Origin of the sequence: Streptomyces griseus subsp. griseus, from assembly GCF_003610995.1 — a bacterium.
In the GTDB taxonomy this organism is placed as follows: Bacteria; Actinomycetota; Actinomycetes; order Streptomycetales; family Streptomycetaceae; genus Streptomyces.
Genome location: NZ_CP032543.1, coordinates 2,402,933 through 2,424,413 on the forward strand (window position 1 = coordinate 2,402,933; position 21,481 = coordinate 2,424,413).

At 71.0% G+C, this 21,481-nt stretch carries 18 protein-coding genes; 11 read left to right on the plus strand and 7 right to left on the minus strand.

Annotated features, from left to right (window positions below; translation table 11 throughout):
- The first annotated feature begins 40 nt into the window (after window positions 1-40).
- Genes D6270_RS10980 through D6270_RS10990 form a run of 3 tightly spaced genes read left to right on the plus strand, consistent with a single transcriptional unit; the run spans window position 41 to window position 4,297 of the window.
- Window positions 41-466: a DUF6507 family protein gene (locus tag D6270_RS10980; RefSeq protein ID WP_109167496.1), complete on the plus strand. Its 426-nt coding sequence runs from the start codon at window positions 41-43 to the stop codon at window positions 464-466.
- The gene (locus D6270_RS10985; protein WP_109165577.1) at window positions 463-3,429 is read left to right on the plus strand and encodes a hypothetical protein; all 2,967 of its coding nucleotides are present in this window, start codon (window positions 463-465) and stop codon (window positions 3,427-3,429) included. Before D6270_RS10980 ends, D6270_RS10985 begins: the two co-directional genes overlap by 4 nt.
- Before the next feature lie 10 nt (window positions 3,430-3,439).
- Complete coding sequence (locus D6270_RS10990) at window positions 3,440-4,297, plus strand: immunity 49 family protein (RefSeq protein ID WP_225976822.1); 858 nt, start codon at window positions 3,440-3,442, stop codon at window positions 4,295-4,297.
- Between the two features lie 188 nt (window positions 4,298-4,485).
- Here the strand turns inward: D6270_RS10990 and D6270_RS10995 are convergent, their stop codons facing one another.
- On the minus strand, window positions 4,486-4,725 hold the full coding sequence (locus D6270_RS10995; RefSeq protein WP_109165575.1) for a hypothetical protein: 240 nt from the start codon (window positions 4,723-4,725) through the stop codon (window positions 4,486-4,488).
- 248 nt (window positions 4,726-4,973) lie between these two features.
- Window positions 4,974-5,327 carry a PRC-barrel domain-containing protein gene (locus D6270_RS11000; RefSeq protein ID WP_109165574.1) on the minus strand — a complete coding sequence of 118 codons (354 nt, stop codon included), beginning with the start codon at window positions 5,325-5,327 and terminating at the stop codon, window positions 4,974-4,976.
- A 466-nt stretch (window positions 5,328-5,793) separates the two neighbouring features.
- On the opposite strand from D6270_RS11000, the gene D6270_RS33960 reads away from it, so the two are divergent.
- Entirely contained in the window at window positions 5,794-6,561 is a 768-nt protein-coding gene (locus D6270_RS33960; protein ID WP_391039462.1) for a MarR family winged helix-turn-helix transcriptional regulator, read from the plus strand.
- A 77-nt stretch (window positions 6,562-6,638) separates the two neighbouring features.
- Here D6270_RS33960 and D6270_RS11010 read toward each other — a convergent pair whose 3' ends face one another.
- Complete coding sequence (locus D6270_RS11010) at window positions 6,639-6,980, minus strand: DUF5713 family protein (protein WP_109165573.1); 342 nt, start codon at window positions 6,978-6,980, stop codon at window positions 6,639-6,641.
- 227 nt (window positions 6,981-7,207) lie between these two features.
- On the opposite strand from D6270_RS11010, the gene D6270_RS11015 reads away from it, so the two are divergent.
- The 3 genes from D6270_RS11015 to D6270_RS11025 are packed head-to-tail and all read left to right on the plus strand — an operon-like array spanning window position 7,208 to window position 10,309.
- On the plus strand, window positions 7,208-8,365 hold the full coding sequence (locus D6270_RS11015) for an acyl-CoA dehydrogenase family protein (RefSeq protein WP_031126112.1): 1,158 nt from the start codon (window positions 7,208-7,210) through the stop codon (window positions 8,363-8,365).
- Window positions 8,366-8,405: 40 nt separating this feature from the next.
- On the plus strand, window positions 8,406-9,293 hold the full coding sequence (locus D6270_RS11020; RefSeq protein WP_109165572.1) for an acyl-CoA thioesterase: 888 nt from the start codon (window positions 8,406-8,408) through the stop codon (window positions 9,291-9,293).
- Window positions 9,294-9,331: 38 nt separating this feature from the next.
- Window positions 9,332-10,309, plus strand: a complete 978-nt coding sequence (locus D6270_RS11025) for a cation diffusion facilitator family transporter (protein WP_109167494.1) — start codon at window positions 9,332-9,334, stop codon at window positions 10,307-10,309.
- Between the two features lie 159 nt (window positions 10,310-10,468).
- Here D6270_RS11025 and D6270_RS11030 read toward each other — a convergent pair whose 3' ends face one another.
- A complete protein-coding gene (locus tag D6270_RS11030; RefSeq protein WP_109165571.1) occupies window positions 10,469-11,290 on the minus strand; it encodes a phosphatase in 822 nt (273 codons plus the stop codon).
- Window positions 11,291-11,641: 351 nt separating this feature from the next.
- On the opposite strand from D6270_RS11030, the gene D6270_RS11035 reads away from it, so the two are divergent.
- Together D6270_RS11035 and D6270_RS11040 are read left to right on the plus strand one after the other, a co-directional pair.
- Window positions 11,642-13,351 carry a glycosyltransferase family 2 protein gene (locus D6270_RS11035; protein WP_109165570.1) on the plus strand — a complete coding sequence of 570 codons (1,710 nt, stop codon included), beginning with the start codon at window positions 11,642-11,644 and terminating at the stop codon, window positions 13,349-13,351.
- Between the two features lie 24 nt (window positions 13,352-13,375).
- Window positions 13,376-16,456, plus strand: a complete 3,081-nt coding sequence (locus tag D6270_RS11040; RefSeq protein ID WP_109165569.1) for an acyltransferase family protein — start codon at window positions 13,376-13,378, stop codon at window positions 16,454-16,456.
- Here D6270_RS11040 and D6270_RS11045 read toward each other — a convergent pair.
- Window positions 16,410-17,000: a TetR/AcrR family transcriptional regulator gene (locus tag D6270_RS11045; protein WP_109165568.1), complete on the minus strand. Its 591-nt coding sequence runs from the start codon at window positions 16,998-17,000 to the stop codon at window positions 16,410-16,412. The two genes, D6270_RS11040 and D6270_RS11045, sit on opposite strands and share 47 nt — an antisense overlap.
- A 141-nt stretch (window positions 17,001-17,141) precedes the next feature.
- On the opposite strand from D6270_RS11045, the gene D6270_RS11050 reads away from it, so the two are divergent.
- Complete coding sequence (locus tag D6270_RS11050) at window positions 17,142-18,050, plus strand: NmrA family NAD(P)-binding protein (protein WP_109165567.1); 909 nt, start codon at window positions 17,142-17,144, stop codon at window positions 18,048-18,050.
- Between the two features lie 271 nt (window positions 18,051-18,321).
- Here D6270_RS11050 and D6270_RS11055 read toward each other — a convergent pair whose 3' ends face one another.
- Complete coding sequence (locus tag D6270_RS11055) at window positions 18,322-18,987, minus strand: GOLPH3/VPS74 family protein (RefSeq protein ID WP_109165566.1); 666 nt, start codon at window positions 18,985-18,987, stop codon at window positions 18,322-18,324.
- Window positions 18,988-19,089: 102 nt separating this feature from the next.
- Entirely contained in the window at window positions 19,090-19,734 is a 645-nt protein-coding gene (locus D6270_RS11060) for an SACE_7040 family transcriptional regulator (RefSeq protein WP_109165565.1), read from the minus strand.
- A gap of 122 nt (window positions 19,735-19,856) precedes the next feature.
- On the opposite strand from D6270_RS11060, the gene D6270_RS11065 reads away from it, so the two are divergent.
- Window positions 19,857-21,479 (plus strand): carboxyl transferase domain-containing protein, encoded by a 1,623-nt coding sequence (locus D6270_RS11065; protein ID WP_109165564.1) that lies wholly within the window; start codon window positions 19,857-19,859, stop codon window positions 21,477-21,479.
- Window positions 21,480-21,481 lie beyond the last annotated feature (2 nt).

The following is a 21,481-nucleotide window of genomic DNA, read 5'->3' on the forward strand; positions in this document are numbered from 1 at the left end:
CCTGTTCCAGGGAACCAGGAAGTACGGGGGTGGGGCGTCGGTGACGGCGTGGGATATCAAGCCGCAGGGTGTGCAGGGTCAGTTGAAGGTCGTCGGCACGCACGCCGGTGACCTGGAGAAGGCGCTCAACGCGTTCATGACGGACCTGTCCGAGGCGGCGCAGGCTGCGGGGACGGCGGTGCCGGGCACCGCGGCGAGTGCACCGCTGCAGGGTCCGGTGGCACCGGGGCAGGCGCCGTTGTCCCAGGCCGCGATGGGCCCGGTGGCGGCCGCTCTGGGGCAGTACGCGCAAGCGCGGCAGGGTCAGTTGAAGTCGATGGCGGAGCGGATCCAGGCGGCGGTGCTCGGGGCGGCGACAGCAACCAACGAGTACGTCGAGGGTGACCTCGACACGGCCAAGCAGGCGCAGGACGCGGCGAGATCGGTCCGTCTGGACCTGCTCAAGGACATGAGGGCCGGCAAGTGAGCGAGAACCAACCGGTCAACCTGGAGGGCATACCGGTCTTCACCGGGAATCTCGCGCTGCTGGACACGAAAGTGACCGAGCTGGCCCGGGACGGGGAGAAGATCTCCTCGGCGGCGGCCGACGTCCACAGCAGCTTCGGTGGCCTACAGGCCTTCTACCAGGCGCCCGAGGCCGACCAGCTGTTCGCGACGACGAAACCGGTCGCCGACCGCGGTGCCTCGCTCAAGTCGGACCTGGCCACCATCACCAGCGCCCTGAGTACCTATTCGGACGACGCCCACCCCTTGGTCGAGAAGCTGAAGCAGCTCAAGCGGGACGCGGGCGCCTTCCTCGTCAAGGTGAACGCGGACGACAAGTGGCGCGAGGACGGTGACCTGGTCGAGGAGAACAACAACCGCCGCGCGGAGATCGCCGAGACCTGGGCGGCGTTCCAGGCGGTGGAGCGCGCCTGTCACAACAAGATCGTCTCCTTGGTGCCGGGCGGCACGCAGCTCAAGGTGGACGACGGCTCCGGCGGCAAGGGCATGTACGGCTACGACGCCGAGGCCCTGAAGCACGCCAAGGGTCTGCCCTGGGGCGACCCGGTCAAGGAGTCGACGCCCTGGTATCACATCCACGAACATCTCTGGGACTTCGGCAAGGGCCTCGTCGTCGACGGCGTCTGGGGCACGATCAAGGGCCTGGGCACCCTGGTCGGCACCGACGGCTGGGACGCCATGAAGCAGGCCTGGACGGGCCTGGCCAAGCTGGGCACAGGCCTCCTGATCTCCAGCACCCCTCTGGCTGGGGCGTTCTGGCTGACGCCTGAGGACAAGCTGCCCTCGTGGCTGAGGGACTCGCGCACCGCGATGAAGGAGACCGGCAAGGCGCTGCTGGCCTGGGACCAGTGGAGCGAGAACCCCTCGCGCGCGGCGGGCGCGGTCACGTTCAACGTGGTGACCACCGTCTTCACCGGCGGCACGGGCGGCGCTGTCGCGGGCGGCGGCAAGGCGGCGCTCGCGGCGAAGGCCCTCTCCTTCGCGGGCAAGGCGGGCCGGGTCATCGACCCGATGACGTACCTCTTCAAGGGCGCGGGCGCAGGCCTGACGAAGATCAGCGATGTGATGGCCGGCCTCAAGGGCATGGGCAACATCGAGATCCCCACCCTTCCGCCCGGCTCGATCACGCTCCCGGACGGCGGCTTCAAGCTGGCCGACGGCACCCTGCACCTGCCCGAGGGCGCGGCGGTCCCGGACGGCGCGTTCGAGGTCCCGAAGGGCGCGGTCAAACTTCCCGCCGGTATGGACGTCCCCGCCGGAGCGGTCGACCTGGGCGACGGCGTGGTCCGCCTCCCCGACGGCATGGCCCCGCCCGCAGGCTCCCTGCCGATCCCCGAGGGCGCCCTCAAACTCCCCGAGGGCACCACCGCGCTGCCGGAAGGCACCCTCCGCGGCACCGACCAGGACGGCAACCTCGTCCACCTCGACCGCGAGGGCAACATCCTCAAGGAAGACGGCACCCTCAAACAGCACCACTCCGCCGCTCCCGACGGGACCCCGACCGACGGCGCCCCCGTCAGGACCGACACGGACACCCCGCTGCCCCGCACGCCCGCCGAGGAGTCGGCGCTGGTCGGTGCGGGCGCCCACACCGGCGGCGGGGACAGCATCCGCCTGGGCTCCGACTTCGCCGACGCGGGACGGCTCGGCGACGACGCGGGCCGTACGGGCGGGGAGACCATGGGCGCGGACAAGACTCCGGGCGGAAAAGGCAACCACCTTCCGGGCGGATCGGCCCCGGACAACCTGCCGGCCAACAGCCTGGACCACAGCACACCTGGCGGCTTCCCGCGCGGCCCGGGCGACCATCTTCCGACGAACAACCTGGACAACGGAACGCCCGGTTCACCCCGCCCGGACGGTACTGGTACCGGCGGCAGCCGGTCGGAAGTCCCCTCGACAGAGCACAGCCATGGCTCGCCGGACAGCTCCACAGCCGATGGCTGGGCCCCCGGCGCAGTGGGAGCGGATACCGGTGCACGTAGCAGCGACATCCCCGCCCGAACTCCTGAGGAGAGTGCGGCGATCGCGGAGTTCGAGGCGGCTCGTGACGTACCTCCCGGTGAGCGAACTCCTGAGCAGCGTGCGGCGATCACTCGCGAGCACGTACGACTGGCGAACGAAGGCGGATCTTGGTTCAAGGCGAACTACGACGAGATAGGCCGTCGAGAGAATTCTCGTCGGGAGGTCGACGGGCAGCTTCTGCCCAAGCTCGCCCGACGGCAAGGGGGCGGCTGGATGGCAGCGGACGACCTGCCGTACGCCAATCCGGAGAGCTACCGACTGGAGCCCGCCCACCGAGGACGTGACACCGTCGGTCGCGACGACCTCAACCACTTGGACGACGTTTCGGCGAAGCGCCGGGCAGGCATGGAGCTCACCGCCGCCAAGGAGAACTACAAGGTCGACACCTCCGTGGACAACGCCCGTGAACTCTCCGACGCACAGGCGAGGTTCGATGCGACGGTCGGGGAAGGAGTGCCGAACAACAGCAAGCTCGGGGAAGCCCTGGGCGAGGAGGCAGCCCGCCGCCACATGATGCTCCAGGAGTTCCCAGGGGCTCGGGAGGTCACCGACCTTCCCAGCACCCCCAACGGCTCCAAGAGGTTCGACCAACTCTGGCGGACCGAAGACGGCAAACTGGTCGTCGTCGAGGCGAAGGGCCCGAAGGGCGACCTGGACTGGCGCCGAGGAAACGGCGATCTCGACAGTGGCACCATGGTGAGGCAGGGCACCCTGGAATACGTCCGTACCATCGTCGCCGACATGGAGTCGCGCGCCCTGACTTCACCGGTCGACGCCAAGTACGCCCAGGAGATACGCACAGCAATCAAGAATAAGACCTTGCAGTACGTTCTCGTTCAAGCCTCAGAAAACCCGGGCAAGTATGCTGGGGCCCAGATGAAATATTTCAAGATCTTCTGAGGAGAAGCACGTGACGGCCACCATTTCCCGCCACCCCTTTCCAACAGAAAATGCAGCAGCGGGACTCTCCGTGCTTGAGAACAGCTCGGAATCATTGATCGAGGGACTGGAGGCTGACTCCACCCGGCTGGGCGACGCTTTTCAACTGTCGCTCACCCTCGCGAAGTCACACTGCCTCTTGGACACCGAGGCATCCCAGCTGTCCACCTGGAAGGCGTGGGTGAACGCCATGCAGGTCGGCTCTGCAGTTTTTGCCACCGCGACGGCGACGGATGGCGAAGTCAGCTGCCGCATCGCGGAGAAGGACCGGGCGCTACAAGCCACGGGGCCACAAGCCTATGCACACGCAGGCACATGGCTGACGGCCTTCTACCTCTCGGTGGTCTGCAGGGAGAAGGAGCGACTGACTGCGCTGTGCCAGGTGCCGGTGTCCCTGCTCAGGGAGTCCGGGGCGCCCTACGACGAATTCGTCTACTCCTGGGTGGAAACGCTGCAAACATACTGGCTCGGGGGCCCTGACCTGGGTGCCACGTTGGTGGCAGCGATCGATGGCACGGATCCCCGAAGGGACAGCATCGGCGCCCCTGAGACGGTGGCAAAACTCCTCTATCCGCCCATGGAAATGTTTCACCGCCTTGTCCGTGAAGATCGCGTCGGCTTCAACAGGGCCATGACTGATGCCGTCCAATGGCACAAGGATTACTGGAGCACAGAGGACAATGCTCTCCAGGCAACCGGCCTGGTTGCCCTTCCGCCTCTGGCCGTGGCATGTCTGGCATACGACGCCTCTTTCCCTGTGGAGGTGGAGTCCGAATACCTTCCGATTGCCCTTCTGGAACGGGATTGGCCGGGCGAGTTTCCTACATGACCAGAAGTCGCGTCATTTCATATCTGATTGGCGGCGCCTGATACCCGGCCCATGCCTTGAGTGAGGAAAAAGGAGCCTAGGCGCCGGAGACGATCACCTCGGCGCTCGTCTCCAGATACTCACGGGGGCCGGGCGGGTCGCCTCATTGGATCTGCCGGACGTGACTGCCGGCGTTCGTCCGGTACAGCTCACGTTGCCCATAGCCCTGAGAGGTCGAGGTCGAAGCGGCTCAGGTCCTGGGTGGCCCGTGCGGTGATGACAGCCGCGCCCTTCAGGTAGTTGGCCTCGGGCACGCCATGCAGGGTCAGGCCGTAGCGCGCCATGTCGTAGCCGCCGTCGCCCAGCGCCGGGAACAGCCGGTCGCCCCCTTCGGCCGCGCCGCACCTCGGGGCCGTCGCGGCGTTTTCCCCGATACGGAACCGGTGCACGAGTTCGTCAGGGCGAGGAGCAAGGCCGCAGCCGGGCCCAGCGGGACGGACGGAGCGGGTCGGCGGCCCTCAGTACATGGGGGCTCTGCTCCGCGTGGGTTTCGTCTCGTGTCTCCGAGTCGTTCAGGGAACGCGAGCCGTAAGAAATCCTTCGGTGCGTCCTGGTTGCCTCTCGATCGGCTCAACAACGGGCGGGGCGGGACGCGATGTTCGCGTCCCGCCCCGCCCGTGCGGCTTATGCCGTCGGATCAGACCCGACGGTGACGGCCGTAGTACTCACCCGTCGTGCGGTGGAAGTCCGCGTCGCCGACGTGCTTGTCCTTGTCGAACTCCGGGGCGTCCTTGATCTGGTCCTTCGTGAGGTCGATGTAGACCTTCTGGTCCTCGGCGTCGATCCGGCTCACCGTGCCCGCCGGGAGCAGGACGTGCTTGCCGAAGATCCATACGCCGGTGTCGACCACCAGGTACGAGGACGTGACGTCGTCGGAGTGCTTGTCGACCTTGCCGATGCTGCCGTCCGTCGCCTCGACCTTGTAACCGATCAGGTCGGTGCCAACGGTGTGGCCGGCAGTCGGCTGGTAGCCCCACAGGTTCTCGCTCATGGAAAGCTCCTTCGTTCGGTTCGTTACCTGGCAAACATGACAAATGACGTTATGTGCGGCCCGCTCGCCTCCGAAGGCGCGCATTCCACCGTGCCCCATTCGGAATTCCGGATGACCGGGCGCTACGTGCTGGGCAGGGTGACCTGTGATCCCGGCGAGCTGCCCTTTCCCTGAGCAACCGCTGACAGCCTCGTGCCCTGGCCTGCTCGGCGTATGTCCAGGAAGTGGGGTGTTTTTTGGGTCGTTTCGCGGGAATTCGATATGCCCGCGCGCCCCGGAGGCGCGGACCTGGGTGCAGACCTTCGAGGGCCGTTCGAGGGCTGAAGGAAAGTCGGGGGTTTCGGAGCGCGATTTGCGTGAACGCTAGGAAAAGACGTGCTCTGAGCTGCGCCGCCGCCGTGCTGGACGAGGCGACGCGGTTCGGGAGCGTTGCAAGCAGACCGAGTTCGACCAAGGGTGTTCCAGCATGGGCACAGAGCACTCCGGCCACGACAGGAAGCTCCATGACGTGGCGCGGGCCATGCGTGGGGTCATCGAGCTGCTGGAGGTCTACTGGACACGCGTTCCCGACGCGTCGTTCGCGGCTTCGGTGTCCGCCCCGCAGCTGCGCGTGCTGTACGTACTGGAGCAGCGTGACGGCATCAACCTGCGGCAGCTCGGCGCGGAACTTGCCGCGGCCCCTTCGTCGGTGAGCCGGCTGTGCGACCGGCTGGAAGCCATCGGTTTCGTACGGAGATCCTCCAGCGCCGCCAGCCGGCGCGAGGTGGAGCTGCGCCTCACCCCGCAGGGGCGGGCGCACCTCGATCGGCTGCGATTTCTGCGCGAGGAGCGGCTGGTGCTCGTCCTGGCACGGATCACTCCGGAAGCACGGAGCCGGCTCGCCGACGCCATGGAGGCCATCCGGTCGGCGCTCCTGGCCCTGCGCGCCGATGGTGCGCCGCCGAAGTCCCGGCTGCGAGACCACCTCACTCCGCGCAGGCGGAGCCGACCGGGGCGGCGGGGCCGCAGCGCCGACGATCCACCGGACGGCGGCCGGGGACACCCGGGCTGGCCCGCACCGGACCGGAGCTCCGCAGAACCGCCGGCCTCGGACTCCGGCGAAGAGGCCTCAGGACACCCGGACCCCGGGGACACCGAACCGCTCGACTCCGGCCGACACGCCCCCGAGGCGCCCTCCACGGACCGGCGCGACTCCGAGGCACCGCCCGGCAGCGCGTACTGGGACTCGGCATGAGGACTGAGGACTGAGGACTGAGGACCCTACCCGCGCCCGGCGCCGGTTCCCACTCGCCGCGCCCCCGGCAGCCGGCCTCACCACTCCCGGGCCGCGATCAGCTCCTCCGCGTCCGCGTCCTCGAAGCCGTACGCCTGCGCGATGAACCAGAACGCCTCGCCTATCTCCTCGCGCGCCACCGTCTCGATCTCGCTGCCCGCCGCCTCGAACTCCGCCTCCAGGGCGTTGAACTCCTCCGTCGCCCCCTCCGTCAGCCGGTACAGCGCCGCCAGGTCCGTCGGCCGCTCGGCCTCGATCCGCTCGCACAGGCGCACCAGCACCGCCCTGCCCCGGTCCAGGACCTGGTCCGGGAAGTAGTCGTCCTCGTACAGCGCAAGCAGGAACGGGTACTCCGCCACCTGCCGGTTCGCGATCGCCACGACGGCCCCACCTCCTGTGCCCGTGCGCTCTCCCCGACGCACTGACACGATCCTCCCCCACTCCACTGACAACGCCCCCGTCCGGCCCGCTCCCGCGTGCTCAGCATCACCCTGGACAGCTCCGTGACCGACCGGTAACTTCGAAGGGGAATGAGCAAGCGCTTAGCCATGCCCGGTGAGCGCAGACGTCCGCCGACGAACACTTCAGCCGATCGAGGAGGCACCCCGTGCGCCGTACGGTATTCAACGAGGACCACGAGGCGTTCCGGGAGACCATCCGCGCCTTCATCGCCGCCGAGGTCGTGCCGGTGTACGACGAGTGGTTCGCCGCGGGTCAGGTGCCGCGCGAGTTCTACCTCAAACTCGGTGAGCTGGGCATCTTCGGCATCGAGGTGGACGAGGAGTACGGCGGCGCGGGCATCGACTCGCACAAGTACGAGGCCGTCATCTACGAGGAGACGGCCCGCGCCGGTGTCTCCTTCGGCGGCTCCGGCGTCCACACGCTGCTCGGCCTCCCGTACGTCAAGATGCTCGCCACCGACGAGCAGAAGAAGCGCTGGCTGCCGAAGTTCGCGACGGGCGAGGAGATGTGGGCCCTCGCGATGACCGAGCCCGGCACCGGCTCCGACGTCGCGGGCATGAAGACCACCGCCAAGCTCTCCGAGGACGGCACGCACTACGTCCTCAACGGCGCCAAGACCTTCATCACCGGTGGCGTCCACGCCGACCGCGTGATCGTCTGCGCCCGTACCGCCGCCCCGCGCGAGGACGACCGCCGCTTCGGCATCTCCCTCTTCGCCGTCGACACCAAGTCCGAGGGCTACTCGGTCGGCCGCAAGCTGGACAAGCTCGGCCTGAAGACCTCCGACACCGCCGAGCTGGCGTTCGTCGACGTCAAGGTCCCGGCCGAGGACCTCCTCGGCGAGGAGAACAAGGGCTTCGGCTACCTCGGCACCAACCTGGCCTCCGAGCGCTGGGGCATCGCCTTCGGTGCGTACGCACAGGCCGCGGCCGCCGTCCGGTTCGCCAAGGAGTACGTCCAGGAGCGCACGGTCTTCGGCAAGACCGTCGCCTCCTTCCAGAACACCAAGTTCGAGCTGGCCGCCTGCCAGGCCGAGGTGGACGCGGCCCAGGCCGTCGCCGACCGCGCGCTGGAGGCGCTGGACGCCGGTGAGCTGACGGCGGCCGAGGCCGCCTCCGCCAAGCTGTTCTGCACCGAGGTCGCGCACCGCGTGATCGACCGCTGCCTCCAGCTCCACGGCGGCTACGGCTTCATGAACGAGTACCCGATCGCCCGCCTGTACGCGGACAACCGCGTCAACCGCATCTACGGCGGCACCAGCGAGGTCATGAAGTCGATCATCGCCAAGTCGATGGGGCTGTGAACACTTCAACAGCCGCTTCGGTAAGGACTACGTTCTCTCCATGAGCGCAGCACTCGATTCCCTTCTCGATCTCCTCGACCTGGAGCCGATCGAGCGGGACATCTTCCGGGGCACGAGCCGCAGCGCGGTCGTGCCCCGGGTGTTCGGCGGGCAGGTCGCGGCCCAGGCGCTGGTCGCCGCGGGCCGGACGGTCCCGGCGGACCGGGGTGCCCACTCCCTGCACGCGTACTTCCTGCGCGCCGGGGACCCGGGCGCGCCCATCGTCTACAGCGTCGACCGCATCCGCGACGGGAAGTCCTTCACCACCCGCCGGGTCGTCGCCGTCCAGCACGGGCAGCCGATCTTCCATCTCTCCGCGTCCTTCCAGACGTACGAGGAAGGGCTGGAGCACCAGGCGGACATGCCGGCCTCCCCCGATCCGGAGACGCTGCCCACGGCCGCCGAGATGCTGCCCCGGTACGCGGACCGCTTCAGCGATCCGGGGATGGTGGACCGGCTGGTCGAGGCGCGGGCCGCCGTCGACCTGCGGTATGTGGACGCGCCGCCGTTCGGCACGGTGGGCCAGGCGCGCGAGCCGCGTTCGCAGGTCTGGTTCCGGACCAACGGCAAGCTCGCGGACGACCCGCTGCTGCACGTCTGCATGGCCACGTACGTCTCCGACATGACACTGCTGGACTCGGTGCTCCTGGCCCATGGGCGGGGCGGCTGGGCGGTCGGGGACGTGGTCGGGGCGAGCCTGGACCACGCGATGTGGTTCCACCGGCCGTTCCGGGCGGACGAGTGGCTGCTGTACGACCAGGAGTCGCCGTCGGCCTCCGGCGGGCGGGGCCTGGGCCAGGCCCGGATCTACACCGCCGACGGGCGCCTCGCGATCACCGTCATCCAGGAGGGTGTCGTCCGGGTTCCCCGGGGACCGGCGGCGGGATGAGCCTCGCCTGAGGCCGCATGTCGGACATACTCCCCACCATGAGTGACGCGAAAGCCACGAGCGGGACCGGCGGCGGGGAGTCCACCTCCACGGTGATCGTGGCGGCCCTCGCCAACCTCGGCATCGCCGTGGCGAAGGCCGTGGCCGGGCTGATCAGCGGGTCCAGCGCGATGCTCTCCGAGGCCGCCCACTCGGTCGCGGACACCGTCACCGAGGTCATGCTCCTCACCGCGCTCAAGCGGAGCGAGAAGCCGGCCGACGAGGACCACCCCCTCGGTTACGGCCCCGAGCGGTACATCTGGGCCATGCTCGCCTCCATCGCCACCTTCGTCGGCGGTGCCGTCTTCTCGATCTACGACGGGGTGCACACCCTGGTCACGGGCGAGGAGCTGGGCGACCCCCTGGTCTCGTACATCGTCCTCGGCGTGGCCTTCCTGCTGGAGGGGTACTCCCTGCGCACCGGCGTCAAACAGGTGCGGCGCGAGGCGTCGCGGCTTCGGGTGCCGGACGCGTACTACCTGCGCCACACCCCCGACACCGCCGTGAAGGCCGTCGTCATGGAGGACTCGGCGGCCCTGGTCGGGCTGCTGCTGGCGGCGGGCGGGCTGCTCGGCGGGCAGCTGACGGGGTCCGGGGTCTGGGACGGGATCGCGTCCTGCCTGATCGGCCTGCTGCTGGTGTACGTGGCCTGGGTGCTCGGCCGGTCCAACGCGCAGCTGCTCATCGGGCGGCCGCTGCCCCCGGCGGTGCGGGCGGGGGTGCGCGAGGAGCTGAAGTCGGTCCCGCACATCGTCGACGTACTGGAACTGACCACGCTCATCCAGGGGCCGGCCGAGATCCTGATCGCGGCGAAGGTCGATTTCCGGGACATGGCGACCGCCGAGGAGGTCGAGTGGGCCTGCGAGGAGGCGGAGGCGCGGCTGAGAGAGCGGTTCCCGTCGGTGCGGCGGGTGTATCTGGACCCGACCCCGGGGCGCGAACAGCGGGAGCGGCGGGAGCGGCGCGGCGGGCCCTGAGGCGGCCTTGACGCCCTACGGCCCCTGACGCACGACAGGTTCTGACACCCCGCGCCCCGACGTGCTACCGCCCTGACCGCCCTCTCCTGCCCGTCACGTCCTTCACGCCCTGCGGCGTCCGCTCCGCCACCGCCTTCGTCTTCACGGCGGTCCCGTTCCCTACGCGGCGGGCTCCTCGGCGGACACCGACGGGGGCTCGTCCTCGAGCAGCCCGGCCGCGTGCAGCAGGTAGTCCGTCATCGGGTCGTAGAAGCGCGGGTCGGTGACGTGGTCGTCCAGCGGGACGGTGACCTGGAGGGTGCCCTCCGACTCGCCGAGGAAGAGGGCGGGGTCGTTGCAGTCCGCGTAACCGATCGCGTCCACTCCACGCTGGCCCGCACACCCCGCCCAGCCGTGGTCCGCGACGACGAGGCCGGGCAGCGGGCGGCCCAGGTGGGCCATGGCGTCGAGGATGGCCGCCATCGGGGCCGGGGAGTGGGTGTGCCAGAGCGTCGCCCCGCGCTCCAGCATCGCGACGTCGGCGAACTGGACGACCAGCCCCTCGTCCGCGATCAGCCCGGAGGGGATGCGGACGATCTCGCAGCCCGCCCGGCGCAGGGCGTCCGCCGTCTGCCGGTGCACATCCAGCAGGCCGCCGGGGTGTCCGGTGGCGAAGAGGACCCGCTCGCGACCTTCGGCGGCCTTGCGCAGGCGGGCCGCCATCCGCTCCAGCGCGTCGACCGTCAGCTCGGGGTCGATGGTGTCCTGGCCCGTACGGTGCGCCGGGTCGTCGTTCACTCCGCAGCGCTCGGCCATCACCGCGAGCACGTCCTGCTCGTCGGTCCACCGGTCGCCGAGCTCCAGGCCCAGCCAGTAGTGGCGGTCGCCGTTGGCGAGCTTGCGGTAGTGGGAGAGGTTGTTGTCGCGCGGGGTGGCGACGTCCCCCGCGATACGCGAACGGACGAGGTGGTCGACGAGGGCGGCGCGGCTGGGTATCGGCATGAACCCATTGTGCCGCCCGGGGTGCGGGGCGTGCCTGCTGTCCCGTACGCCGGACGGTTCTCTCCTCGGCCCCGCAAGCCTTCCGCCGGACGGTTCCCTCCTCGGCCCCGCAAGTCTTCGGGGACTGTTCACCCCCACGTGACCTGGTCCTTCCTCGTCCGGACAGGGCGGCGGCTCGAATGGGAGCACCCAGAGGTCTGGACCAATCGAACCACGCCAATCCCTGTCTCAATCCGCCCGTTGTCGCGGTCTCGCGCAAGTGGTCTATACCTTTGGCGCTAGGGTGGGCCACCTGGATCGAGTGCCGAAACAGGCATGGAAACGGGTATATGTGCAGCCGTGGGGGGCTTCATGACCGTGCACCACCTTCCGCAACCACCGTCCGACGACGAGCTCTACTGGTACTTCGGGCCGCAGCGCCGCTGGGTCCTGGTGAGCAGTTCGCTGGCGTTCGTCTTCACCGCGGCCACCATGTTCGCCTTCGCGTTACGGACTCCGGCCCTGTGGGCGTTCCTCGCGATCCTCGGGCTCAACGTCGTGGCGCTGGCGCTCTCCTCGGTGAACAGCCTGCGTCAGCGCCGGCTGACCCGGGCGTCGCACGAGGTCCTCGTCCACGCCTGGGCCCCCGCCGAACTCCCCACCGTGGACCTGTACTTGCCGACCTGCGGCGAACCGCTCCCGGTCCTCGCCAACGCCTACCGCGCGGTCCGTGCCGTGGAGTGGCCGGGTGCGCTGACCGTCTGGGTGCTGGACGACGGCGACCGGCCCGAGGTCGCGGCACTGGCCGCCTCGTACGGCTACGAGTACGCCGTCCGGCCCGACCGGGGGCACCTGAAGAAGGCGGGCAACCTCAACCACGCTCTGACGCTGAGCAGTTCGGAGTTCATCGCGATCCTGGACGCGGACTTCGCGCCCCGCCCGGACTTCCTGCGCCACCTCGTTCCGTATCTCTCCGACCCCGCCGTCGGCATCGTGCAGAGCCCCCAGTGCTTCGACACCGACGAGTCGATGGGGTGGATCCAGCGCGCCGCCGGCTCGGCGCAGGAGTGGTTCTTCCGCTGGATACAGCCGTCCCGGGACGCCAGCGACGCGGCCATCTGCTGCGGCTCCAACGCCGTCTACCGGCGCCGCGCGATCGACCTGGCGGGCGGCTTCGCCCGCCTCGACCACAGCGAGGACCTGTACACCGGACTCGCCCTGCACGAGCGGGGGTTCCGCACCCAGTACGTCCCCGTCCTGGTCGCCAAGGGCACCTCGCCCGACGAGGTCACCTCCTTCGTCAACCAGCAGTACCGGTGGGCGATGGGCAACCTGCACCTCCTCGGTACGCCCGTGCTGAAGCGGATGCGCGCGCCCTGGCGGATGCGGCTCTGCTTCTACGAGGGTGTCGTCGGGTACCTCACCACGGCCGTGAACACCTTCGCCGCGCCGCTGCCGCCGCTGGTGATGATGTTCTGGTATCCGGACCACATCCGGCCCTGGCACGTGCTGCCGCTGCTCGCCCCGCTCTGGCTCTGGCACGTCCTGCTGCCCCGGGTCAGCCGGACCCGGTGGCGGGTCGAGGTGGTCCGGGCCAACGTCCTCACCAGCGTGGCCGCAGCGACCGCGTTCTGGCACACCCTGCGGGGGCGCAGCGCCGCCTGGGTGCCCACGGGGGTCCGGAGCAAGGGGAGTTCGGGCGGGATGGCCCGCCGGGTGGTGGGCGTCTCGCTGGCCTGGCTCGTCCTCTCCAACGGGGCGGCGGCGGCCGGGATCGCGCTGGCGGTGGCCCGTAACGGGTGGGGTCCCAACTGGGGGCTCTTCCTCTACCTGTTGGTGCAGCTCCAGATCAATGTGCCGTTGGTACGTGATCTCTCGGCCGAGCTGCGGCCGGGGGCGCGGGACGAGGACGTCCCGAAGCCGCGCGGCGCGGGTGTCCGCGTCTTCCTGGCGGGCCTGCCCTCCCCCGCCGGCATGCTGCCCCGCCGCTGGCCCGAGACCCTCGCCGCCTCCGCCGTCCTCCTGCTCACCGGTCTGCTCGCCTCGGGATGGGTCAACCCCATGCTCCCCTGGTCGGGTTGAGCCGTGCTGAAAGGCCGAACCACCATGCCCTTCCTCCTTGCTCCCGGACCGCGCCGGAAGGCTCCCGGGCCGGTGCACCGAAAGCGCTCAGCACCGGCGTCCGCGCCACCGCCCGCGCCGCCCGCCCGCCGTTCCGGCGACGAGTCCGGGCCCAGCCCGCACCGGTCCACGTTCCGGCCCGACATCGAGGGGCTGCGCGCGGTCGCCGTCCTCGCGGTCCTCGCCTTCCACGCCGAAATCCCGGGCCTGGCCGGCGGGTTCGTCGGGGTGGACGTCTTCTTCGTCATCTCCGGCTACCTGATCACCGGCCTGCTGGCCCGTGAGGCCATCAGCACCGGCCGGATCCGGCTCGGTGACTTCTTCTCCCGCCGGGCCCGGCGCCTGCTGCCCTCCGCCGCCGTGGTGCTCGCGGTGGCCGGGGCCTGGCTGACCGTACCGCTGCGCCGCACGGACCTGGAGTACGACGTCCTCGCGGCGGCGCTCTCGCTCGCCAACTGGCGTTTCGTCTCCCAGCAGACGGACTACCTCGCGGCCGGACACGACCAGAGCCCGCTGCTGCACTTCTGGTCGCTCGCCGTGGAGGAGCAGTTCTACCTGGTCTGGGCCCCGCTCCTCGCGGTGGTGGCCCTCTGCGCCACGGGTGCGGTCCGTCGGGGGCGGGCGGTGCGGTCGGTGGTGGCGCTGGTCACCGGGGTGCTGGTCCTCGGCTCGTTCGCGCTGTCGCTGCACTGGACGGAGCACTCGGTCTCGCTCGCGTACCTCGGAACGCCGTCGCGCGTCTGGCAGTTCGGCGTGGGGGCGCTGCTCGCGCTGCTGCCGTGGCACCTGCTGAGCGGGCCGCGTCCGCTGCGGCTGCTGTGTGGCTGGGGCGGGGCGGTGGCGATCGGCTGGTGCGTGGTGGCGTACGACCCCTCGACGCCGTACCCCGGCTACGCGGCGCTCGTCCCGACCCTGGCCACCGCCGCCGTGATCCTCGCGGCGATACCGGGACGGGGCGAGCGGAACGCCCAGGGTGCGTACGGGGTCGGGCGGCTGCTGGCCGGGCGCGCGCCCCGGGCGGTGGGGCGGCTCTCGTACAACCTGTACCTGTGGCACTGGCCGGTGCTCGTCCTCGCCGAGGCCCGGCTCGGCACACTCGGCTGGCCGGCGAGGACCGCGCTCACCCTGGCCGCCGTGGCGCCCGCACTCGCCACGATGCGCTGGGTGGAACAGCCGCTGCGTCGCAGCCGTACGGTCTCCGAACTCCCGCGCCGCGGCTTGGCGGTGGGCGTCTGCGCCATCGTGCTGCCGGTCGCGCTGGCCCTGGTGGTGGGCACGGCGACGCTGCACCTGATGGGCCCCGACACCCCGGTCGACGTCAAGGGGCTCCCGCCCGGCGCCACCTCCGGGCCCTCGCTGCTCGCGACCGCCGCAGGGGACGGGCCGGTGGTGCCGAACCCGGCCCAGGCCCGGAGGAACTTCCCGCCGGACCGGAACTGCCAGGTCGCCCCGGAGGTGACCCACAGCCCGAAATGCCTGTTCGGCGCGGTGGCGAGCCCGGACCGGATCGTGCTGCTCGGCGACTCGCACGCGGGCCAGTGGTTCTCGCCGCTGCTGGCACTGGCCGCCCAACGGGGCTGGGCGCTCCAGGAGTTGGTCAAGCAGGGTTGCCCTCTGCCGCAGTTGGCGGTGGACAGCCCGCAACTGGGCCGCGCCTACCGCGAGTGCGACGTCTGGCGTGCGGACGCCCTGGACCGTCTCCGTACGGGGCCCAAGCCCCGGCTCATCGTGATCGCCTCGCTCAACCGCTACACCACCGACCGCCAGCTCCTCGCCGCCGCATGGGAGAGGACCCTCAAGCCGCTGCGGGAGACCGGTGCCCCGATCGTGTACATCGAGGACACCCCCGTACCCGGTACGGACATCCCGGCGTGTGTCTCGGGCGCTCCGGACGATGCGGCCGCCTGTGCGTTCAAGCGGGCGGAGGCGGTTCCGGCCGATCCGCTGGCGCGGAGGATCGCGGCGGGGGCGGTGCCGGGCGTACGGTCGATCAGCGTGAACCCGGTCCTCTGCCCGGGCGACGGCCCGGCCTGCCCGGCCGTACGGGAGCGCATCCTGCTCTACCGGGACGACGCCCACCTCACCGATGTCGCGGCCATCGTGCTGACCCCGAGGCTGGAGCGGCTGCTGACGGAGGCGGGCGCACTGCCGGCGGCCGCGACCCCGTCGGCCCCCGGAGCCGACGGCTGGACCGAGCTGCTGCGGGACGACTTCGAGGGCCCGGCGGGCAGCCGCCCCTCCCCCGCCGACTGGCAGTACGACGTGGGGACCTGCTACCCCGGCTGCCCGGCCCCGCAGTGGGGCACCGGCGAGATCGAGACCATGACCGACTCGACGGACAACGTCCGCCTCGACGGGAAGGGCGCACTGGAGATCGTCCCCACCAGGGAAGGCGGGCAGTGGAGTTCGGGCCGGATCGAGACCGTACGTTCCGACTTCGCACCGCCGCCCGGCGGAGTGCTGCGGATCGAGGCGTCGATCGCGCTGCCGGATGTGACCGGGCCGGAGGCGGCGGGGTACTGGCCCGCGTTCTGGACCCTGGGCGCCCCGCTCCGCGACGGGTACACGGGGTGGCCGGGCGTCGGCGAGCTGGACATCATGGAGTCCGTCAACGGCCGGGACACCGTGTTCGGTTCGATGCACTGCGGGGTGCTGGAGGGCGGGCCGTGCGAGGAGCCGGTGGGCCTGACGTCGGGCCCGCGGGCGTGCGCGACCTGCCGTACGGAGTTCCACGCGTACGCGGTGGAGGTGGACCTCGGGGCGGGTGAGGTGCGCTGGTATCTGGACGGCCGCGCGTACCACCGGGTGACCGCCGGGCAGATGGACGCCGGGACCTGGAAGCGGGCGGTGGACCACGGGGTGTTCCTGATCCTGAACGTGGCGATCGGCGGCGAGCTGCCGGCCGCGGACGGCGCGACGGCAGGGCCGGAGACGGAGCCGGGGCGTGCGATGCGGGTCGATCGGGTGAGGGTGTCGGCGAAGGGATCGGGGTTGGGATCGGTCAGCGGATCGGGGCCGGTCAGCGGCCCGGACCCGGACTCGGGCCCGGTCGGCCGCTCGGGCTGAGCCCCTCGACGGCGAGGGTGAAGAGGCGGTCGGCCTGGATCGCCGGTTCGGTGTGGTGCTCGGTGGCCAGGGCGATGCCGACGGCGAGGGTGATCAGGTCGTGGAAGGTGACGCCCGGCCTGACCGTCCCGTCGCGCAGGGCGCGGTGGAGCAGGGGGGCGGCCGCGGCTTCGAGCGCGGCACCGCAGGAGTGCTGCGCGGGGTCATCGGTGGGGGGCTCGTACGTGAGGGCGTCGGCGAGTCCCCGGGCGGAGACGGCGTATTTCACCAGGTCGTGGAGCCACTCCAGCAGCGCGGCCCGGCTGTCGTCGGCCCGGGTCAGCTCGTCGGCACGCCGGCAGAGGGCCTGGATGCGTTCCTGGAAGACGGCTTCGAGCAGGGCCTGCCGGGTGGGGAAGTGGCGGCGCACGGTGGCGGAGCCGACGCCAGCGGTACGGGCGACCTGTTCCAGCGAGGCCGCGGCGCCGTGCCGGGCCACCTCCGCCTCGGCCACGGCGAGGATGCGGCTGTAGTTGCGGCGGGCGTCCGAGCGCTGACCGGTCACGTGCTCTCCTGCCTCTCCTTGCTAAGTGGTGGGCCCCGCCATATCGTAGCGAAGACGAAACGGCGGGCCCCACCGTTTTGTGTTCCCCAGCTGCGCCGCCCCCTGCGCTGCGCAGTTCCCGACCCCTGAGGAGACACGGCCATGGCATCACCCACTGCCCCCGTTCTGGTCACCGGCGCCACCGGACGCCAGGGCGGGGCGGTCACCCGAGCCCTGCTGGCCGCCGGTGTGCCGGTGCGCGCGCTGGTACGCGACCCGCACGCGCCGCGCGCGAAGGCCGTCGAGGCGCTGGGCGTCGAGCTGGTCACCGGAGACCTCTCCGTCCGGACCTCGCTGGACCCGGCCTGCGCGGGCGTCCGCGCCGTGTTCTCGGTGCAGATGCCGCCGATGAGCGAGGCCGGCCCCGACTTCGCGGCGGAGCTGGCCCAGGCGGCCAACCTGATCGAGGCGGCGCGGGCCGCGGGCGTGGACCAGTTCGTGCAGTCCTCGACCAGCGGGGTCGGGCGGCACACGGAGACGCCGGGCTGGGCGGAAGGCCGCTGGGCGGCCATGGAGGGCTACTTCACCACCAAGCAGGCGATCCTGGAGAGGGTGCGCGGGGCGGGCTTCGCCCGCTGGACCGTGATCAAGCCCGCCTTCTTCATGGACAACCTGCCCCAACTGGCGCCCCACGGGCCGGAAGGCGGCCTGGCGACGGTCATTCAGCCGGACACGACCCTGGCGCTGGTGGCGACGGAGGACATCGGCGCGGCCGTCGCCCACGCCGTTCAGGAGCCCGAGCGCTTCCACGAGGTGGAGCTGGAGCTCGCCGGTGAACTGCTCACCATGGAGGAGGTCGCCCGGACGCTGTCCACCGCGTGGGGCGTTCCGGTGGAGGCGCCGTCGATGACCCTCGACGAGGCGCTCGCGGCGGGCATGCCCGCGTGGGGCGCCGGACACGTCTGGAGCAACGCCGTCCTCCAGCCGGCCCGCCCCGAACTCGCCCTGGCGCTCGGGGTTCCGGTGACCACGTTCGCCACCTGGGCGCAGACCCACCTGACTGCGGCCTGAGAGACGAGCAGCCCCGGCCGCCGGGACGTACGGCACATCGGCCACACGCGGGTCCCTCCCCCGTTACCCGGGGACCCGCGCGAGCCGCCGTGCGGGCCGACGGTCGTACGACACGGTCGGCCGGGGCCCGGCGCCGCACCGTCGCGCGGTGCGGCCCTGTCCGGGCACCGGAAGTATCGCCTTTCGCCCGGGAAGGGGGCGAACGCTTTTCCGGAAGTACGGGGGTGGCCCGGGCCCGGACACGGCCCCGCCCCTGCCCCCGCAACCACACCTACGGCACCACGGAGAGCACCGTAACCACAGTCACCGTGGAGATCGCCGCCTGAAGGTTGCGGATCGCCTCCCGTACGCTCACACCCGCCCAGTGGCCATCGGCAATCTCCGACATACGCGGGGCCACCTGCTTCTTCGGCAGACCCGGGAAGGCCTGCGGGTGCATCCCCGTGGCGTGCACCAGGGCCACCAGGGCGCTCGTGCGGGCGTCCGGCTCGGCCCCGCCCGGCACCACCGCGGCGAGCCGCGCCCGCAGCTCGCGTTCGACGGAACCGTCGGCCTCCGGGTAGCGGCGCACCGGAAAGACGCCGAGGGCCCGGTGCCGCTCCTCGGTCACCAGGCCACGGGCGCAGAGGCTGTCCACGACGTCCTGCGAGCCCTTGACGTGCTCACGGGTCAGCCAGTCGACCACCTTGCGGCTGCTGGAGGCCCCGTGGACCCAGCGCACCAGACGGTCGAGCCGGCCGTCGAGGAGGGCGTCGCCCGTCGGGGTCGGGTCGAAGACCTCGACGCACCCGCTCCTCACCGTGACCCGGCCCGCCATCACCAGCTCCAGGAGCATGCCCGCGGCCACGCCCCAGCGCGCCGCCGACTCCCCCTTCGCCGCGCCGGTCTCGTCGTCCAGCGACAGCAGCATGATCTCTTCGCCCAGCGTGACGGCCATGGTCAGGCTCCCCCGCACTCTCTTCGTCCTGCTCGCTCTCTCGTACCGACCGGACAGACGTGAAGAGCGCGGCCGGGGTTGCCCAGCAGACGAAACTCCTGTTCAGGAGGGGTCCGGTACCGTCACCGCAGCGGGGTCCACGGCCGCTGCGAACGCCCCGCGCGCCAGCCGGTGCAGCAGCGCGGCGGTGGCCTCCCGGCCGGGGCGGGCCTCCGGGCGGGCCAGGTGCGGGGTGGAGTTCAGCAGGCCGAAGACGGCGTGCACGGTGAGGCGGGCCTCGCTCTCGGGCAGGCCCGGGTAGAGGGCGCGCACGACGCCCACCCAGACCTCGACGTACTCCCGCTGGAGGCGGCGCACCCGCTTGCGGTCCGTGTCGCGCAGCCGGTCCAGCTCGCGGTCGTGGAGGGTGATGAGGGGGCGGTCGTCGAGGGCGAAGTCGATGTGGCCCTCGATGAGCGCGTCCAGGAGGGCCTCCGGGGAGCCGTCGCCCCCGGCCGCGTCCTCCGACACGCGCAGCCGGCCGCCCTCCAGCAGCCGCTCGCTGATGCCGACCAGCAGCTCGGCGAGCATCGCGTCCTTGCCGGGGAAGTGGCGGTAGAGACCGGGGCCGCTGATACCGACCGCGGCGCCTATCTCGTCGACGCCGACACCGTGGAAGCCGCGCTCGGCGAAGAGGCGTGCGGCCTCCCGCAGGATCTGCTCGCGGCGGGTGGGGGCCGCGACGCGGGCGGTGGCATGGGTGCTCATGAGGATTCATTCTAGACAGGGTCGTTAGCGCTCGTTAACCTGAGGGAAACGCGTTAACGGTCATTAACAGAGCGACGGACACCACGGACACGATCGCGGTACGGGCAAGGGGGCTCGACACGATGCAGCAGGCACCGGTCCTGGCGAGCGCGGCCGATCCCGCCTCGGAGGCCTGGCAGGCCAACGAGGCGGCGCATCACGCGCTCTCCGACGAGCTGGCGGGGCACCTCGCCACGGCACGGCTGGGCGGGGGTGAGAAGGCGCGGGCCCGCCACGAGGCGCGCGGCAAGCTGCTCCCCCGGGACCGGGTGGACACGCTCCTCGACCCGGGTTCGCCGTTCCTGGAGCTGGCCCCGCTGGCAGCGAACGGGATGTACGGGGACCAGGCCCCGGCCGCCGGTGTGATCGCGGGGATCGGCCGGGTCTCGGGCCGGGAGTGCGTGATCGTCGCCAATGACGCGACCGTCAAGGGCGGCACGTACTACCCGATGACCGTGAAGAAGCACCTGCGCGCGCAGGAAGTGGCGCTGGAGAACCGTCTCCCCTGCCTCTACCTGGTCGACTCGGGCGGCGCGTTCCTCCCGATGCAGGACGAGGTGTTCCCCGACCGGGACCACTTCGGCCGGATCTTCTACAACCAGGCCCGGATGTCGGCGGCGGGCATTCCGCAGATCGCGGCGGTGCTGGGCTCCTGCACGGCGGGCGGGGCTTACGTCCCGGCGATGAGCGACGAGGCCGTGATCGTGCGCGACCAGGGCACGATCTTCCTCGGCGGGCCGCCGCTGGTGAAGGCCGCGACCGGTGAGGTCGTCACGGCGGAGGAGCTGGGCGGCGGCGAGGTCCACTCCCGGATCTCCGGCGTCACCGACCACCTCGCGGAGGACGACGCGCACGCCCTGCGCATCGTCCGCAACATCGTCGCGACCCTCCCGGACCGCGCCCCGCTGCCCTGGCCGGTGGAGCCGGCCGAGGAGCCGAAGGTCGACCCGGCAGGGCTGTACGGGGCGGTCCCGGTGGACTCCCGCACGCCGTACGACGTACGCGAGGTGATCGCCCGGGTGGTGGACGGCTCGCGGTTCCAGGAGTTCAAGGCGGAGTACGGCACGACGCTGATCACCGGCTTCGCCCGCATCCACGGCCACCCGGTGGGCGTCGTCGCGAACAACGGCATCCTGTTCGCCGAGTCGGCTCAGAAGGGCGCGCACTTCATCGAACTGTGCGACCAGCGCGGCATCCCGCTCGTCTTCCTCCAGAACATCTCCGGCTTCATGGTCGGCAAGGACTACGAGCACGGCGGCATCGCCAAGCACGGCGCCAAGATGGTCACGGCGGTCGCCACCACCCGCGTCCCGAAGCTGACGGTCGTGGTCGGCGGTTCGTACGGCGCGGGCAACTATTCGATGTGCGGCCGGGCGTACAGCCCGCGCTTCCTGTGGATGTGGCCCAACGCCAAGATCTCCGTGATGGGCGGCGAGCAGGCGGCCTCCGTCCTGGCCACCGTCAAGCGCGACCAGCTGGGCGACGAGTGGAGCGCCGAGGACGAGGAGACGTTCAAGGCCCCGATCCGCGCCCAGTACGAGACCCAGGGCAACGCGTACTACGCCACCGCCCGGCTCTGGGACGACGGCGTGATCGACCCCGTGGACACCCGGCAGGTGCTGGGCCTCGCCCTCACGGCCTGCGCCAACGCCCCGCTGCCCCAGAAGGACCCGGCCGGTCCCGGCTTCGGCGTCTTCCGGATGTGAGG